The sequence below is a fragment of the Streptomyces sp. NPDC058001 genome, assembly GCF_042886315.1.
Lineage (GTDB): Bacteria > Actinomycetota > Actinomycetes > Streptomycetales > Streptomycetaceae > Streptomyces.
In genome coordinates this window covers 1-4,353 of sequence record NZ_JBHVQT010000034.1, presented here as the reverse complement: position 1 = coordinate 4,353, position 4,353 = coordinate 1, and the positions used below count along the sequence as shown (strand labels likewise).

Genomic DNA, 4,353 nt, shown 5'->3' with positions numbered 1-4,353 from the left:
GCCACAAACACCTCAGCCGTCAAATCCGAACGCCCCACATAACCCCGCGCCAAACCCACCCCACCAATGAACAACTCACCAGCCACACCCACCGGCTGGAGCTGAAGACGCGAGTCGAGAACGTACAGCTGGGATCCGCCGATCGGGCGGCCGATGTGGACGCGTTCGAGTTCGGGCCCGTATCGGGCGACGCTCACGGCGATGGTGGCTTCCGAGGGGCCGTAGCCGTTGAAGAACTTCCGGCCGGGAGACCACACGCGGACGAGGTCGAGCGGACATGCCTCGCCGCCGACGGAGACACAGCGCAGGTGCGGCAGCGATTCCTCGGGCAACGTGGACAGTGCCGCCGGCGTCAGGTTGATGCTCTCGACGGCCTGTTCGATGAGCAGGTCGGCGAGGTCGGTGCCGATCATCTTCAGGTCCGGGGGCGGCAGTACCAGGGTGCCCCCGGACAGGAGCGCCGCGGAGAGTTCCCAGACCGAGATGTCGAAGTTCAGGGATGTGCCCTGAAGTATGCGCTGGGGGGTGTCCAGACCGTAGTTCTCGTGCTGCCACCGAGCGATGGCGCGAAAGCCGCGGTGGGAGATCTGGACGCCCTTCGGACGACCCGTCGAACCAGACGTGTAGATGACATACGCCAGGTCGTCGCAGGTCCCGGCCGACTCCGGAGCCGTGTCGGGCCACTGGTCCAGCTCGGACCAAATGTCCTCCACCGCCAGCACCACCGCACCGGTATCGGGCAGCATCTGAACCGCCGACCGCTGTCCCAGCACGACCCGCAACCCGGCGTCCGACGCCATGTACGCCAACCGCTCGGCCGGATACTCCGGGTCCAGCGGAACGTACGCCCCGCCGGCCTTCATGATCGCCAAGAGACCGACGACCATCTCCAGGGAACGTGACACGCATAGACCGACCAGACACTCCCGCCCCACACCACGGTCCCGCAGCAGATGAGCCAGCCGGTTGGCCATCCGGTCCAGACCCTCGTAAGTCAGCTGCGCGTCGCCGAATGCCACGGCCACCCGGTCCGGACATCGATGGACCTGCCCGGCGAACAACTCGTGAAAAGGCGCCGGCTGCTCCGCCTGCTGTTTGATCTGCTGGAGTCGAAGGCGCAGGAGGGCTTGCTGCTCCGCGGTCAGGTTCTCAAGCTGAGGAAGCAGTTCACTCATGGTTCTCACTCGTCTCGATAGCCGGTGAAGCACTCAGATCGACAGCGGGTGACGCACTCGGAATCCGGTCCTGGAGATCGCTGGGCGACATGCCCTGAACTTCCGCGACGAGTTGCGCGAGCAGCTCACGCTCTTCGGCGGTCCTGGCCCCTTCGGCGAAGGCCGACAGGTCGAACTCGTCGGTGTCCGGGACCTGTTGGTGCAGGGAATTACTCTGCTGGAGGATGTGCTGACGCTCTTCCTCGGTGAGAACGGTGATCTGACTCAGTCGCGTCTCCGGCTTCCCGGCGAGCTGGGAACAGACGCTGCGAAGATGACCGACCATGCGATCGACCGCGTCCCTCTCGAACCGCGTGGTGTCGTACTGGACCGTGATCTGTAGCCGCCGGTCCGGAACGGTGGCCACGACGCCGAGGGGATAGTTGATCCGCTCCTCGGAACGGGTCAGGTCGAAGCGCAGTGCGGCGGAGTCGTCCTTGTCGACGGGGTAGTTCTCGAAGACGAACAGGCTCTCGAACAGGGGCGCGCCGACGGGAAGCCCACTCGCCTGCTGGACCGTGCTCAGCGGGCTGTACTCGTACTGGCGCATCTGCACGTTCTGTTCCTGGAGGGCGTGCAGCCAGGCGAGGGCGGAGCTGTCGTCGGGCATCCGCACACGGAGGGGAAGCGTGTTGATGAACAGGCCGACCGTGCGCTCGATGCCCTCGACCTCGGACGGGCGGCCGGACACCACGGTGCCGAAGACGACGTCGTCGCTGCCGGTGTAGCGGGCGATCAGCAGGGCCCAGCAACCTTGGAGGACGGTGTTGAGGGTCAAGTGGTGGGCGTGGGCCAGTTGGTGCAGCCGCTCGGTGTCCTCGTCGCTGAAGAAGACGCTGAACTCGGCTTGACCGTCCGCGCCCGCGCTCGCACCGGACGACGTGATGGCCCCTGCGGCGGTGTGCCGCTCGATGCTCAGCGGGGCGGCCTGTTCGACGCCCTTGAGGGTGTCGCGCCAGTAGTCCTCGGCCTGTTCGAGGTCCTGCTCCCTGAGCCAGGACACATAGTCGCGGTAGGCCCGCGGTGGCATCTGCTCCAGGTGTCGTCCCTCGATGAGGGCTCCGTACTCCCGCACGACGTCGTTGAGGATCAGGCTGATGCTCCAGCCGTCCAGGACGCTGTGATGCGCACTCCACACGAGTTGGTGACGGTCGTCCGCGGTACGCGCGAGGAACATGCGCCACTGCGGTGTGTCGTGCGGGTCGAAACCACGTGCGCGGTCCTGCTGGAGGTAGGTCTCCAAGCGGTTCCGCTGTTCCGTGGTGGTGTGCGAGCGCCAGTCCTCGGTGTGGAGCGGCACGGGGAGATCGGCCCAGACGAGTTGGAGGGCTTCGTTTTCCTCGGTCGTCCAGAAACTGGTCCGCAGGATCGAGTGGCGCTGAGTGACCCGCGCCCAGCTCTCCCGGAACGCCTCGGCGTCCAACTCCTGCTCGATCCCGAGGATCAACTGGACGTGATAGATGCCCTCGCCCTGGGCGAACTGGCTCTGGAACCACAGGCCCTGTTGGACGGGTGTCTGCGGGTAGCAGTCCTCCAGGGGGCGGGGCAGACTGCTCGACTGCCATGCGGGGAGCGTGCGCAGCCGGCTGACGACGTCGTTGACCTGGTCCTGGGTCAGTCCGCTCAGGGGGAGGTCGGACGGACTGTAGCCCACGGCATCCGGGCGCTTCGCCTCCTCGGCCAGCCGCCGGAGCACATCGAGGGTGTCCTCGGCGACCCGCCGGATCGTCTCCTCCTCGTGAGCGGCACCGCTGTACGTCCACTCCATATGGAGTTCGCCGTCCTGGACGTGACTGATCACATCGAGGAGGTACGGGCGCCTGGTGCACGGGTCCCAGTCGGGTCCGGCCCGGCCCGACGACGCGGCGAAACTGCCCGAGAGGGAACTGTCGAACTGACCCAGGTAGTTGAAGCTGACCTGCGCGGACCGCCCTAGCGATGTGCCGGTGCCGAAGTCGGCGCCAGTGCCCGTGTTGGTGTCGGTCGGGCCGTGGGCAAGGAGGCCGTATCCGATGCCCTCCCTGGGCCGGGCCCGCAGCAACTCCTTGACCTGCTTGAGGCCGTCCGCCAGACCTGCCCGCGACAGAACCGGCAGCCGCAACGGCGAGATCGTCGTGAACCAACCCGTCGTACGGGACACATCGACGTCCTCGAAGAGGTCCACACGACCGTGACCCTCGACATCGACCCGCACATGGTCGTCGCCCGTCCACGCACCGAGCGCCGACGCCACACCCGTCAACAGGACATCATTGATCCGCGTGTTGAAAGCCGCCGGAACATCCCGCAGCAACCCACGCGTCTCCTCCGCTCCCAAGGCAACCCGCAGGACACGGCTCTCACTCATCCTGTTGTCGTCAACTGGACCGTCCAGCGGCAGCGCGCGAGCAGGTGCTTCCGCCTGCTCACTCCAGTACGCGAGTTCATCCGCCGTCGCAGTACTCCGCGCTTCCTCTTTCAACCGCGCGGCCCACTGCTGCCACGAACTCGACTTCGCCGGCAGCACCAACTCCCGCCCTTGCACTGCCTGTTCCGTCAAGGTGCCGAGGTCTTCCAGAAGGATCCGCCACGACACCACATCGACCACGAGGTGATGCGCCACCAACAGCAACCGGTCCTTCTCGCCACCCAACCCGGTGAACAACACGGCACGGAACAACGGCCCATCGGACAGACTCAAACTCCGCTGCGTCTCTTCGGCAACCTCCAGCAGGCGTCCCTCACGCTCATCCGACGGAACCGACGACAGATCACACACTCGCCATGGAAGCGACTCCGGCATCCCGGACAGCTCCGACCGCCATTCACCACCCACCGACCGCAGAAAACGCGCCCGCAACCCGTCATGCTGCTCCAAAAGACGCGCCACCACCCCCTCCCACAAGCCAGACCCCGACCCCAGCCCCGCATCCACCTCCACCACCAACGACTGATTGAAATGCTCCGCCCGCACCAACCCCTGTGCGAAGAACCACCGCTGAATCGGCGTCAATTCAGCAGGACCCGTCACCAAACCCTGCTCCGCCACCACCCGCGCCACATCCCGCCGCTCCACCACCGGCGCCAACTCAGCAATCGACTGAAACTCAAACAACTGCTTCACCGAAAAATACAAACCCAACTGCTTCGCCCGGAAAAT

General features: G+C 65.8%; 2 protein-coding genes. Both read right to left on the bottom strand.

What is annotated here, in order from left to right; genetic code table 11:
- Positions 1–1,175: amino acid adenylation domain-containing protein (locus ACFVT5_RS43135; protein WP_389899735.1), on the bottom strand; the 1,175-nt coding region annotated here is incomplete at its 3' end.
- Positions 1,168–4,224 carry a condensation domain-containing protein gene (locus ACFVT5_RS43130; protein WP_389899737.1) on the bottom strand — a complete coding sequence of 1,019 codons (3,057 nt, stop codon included), beginning with the start codon at positions 4,222–4,224 and terminating at the stop codon, positions 1,168–1,170. The genes ACFVT5_RS43130 and ACFVT5_RS43135, both read right to left, overlap by 8 nt.
- Between the last annotated feature and the right edge of the window lie 129 nt (positions 4,225–4,353).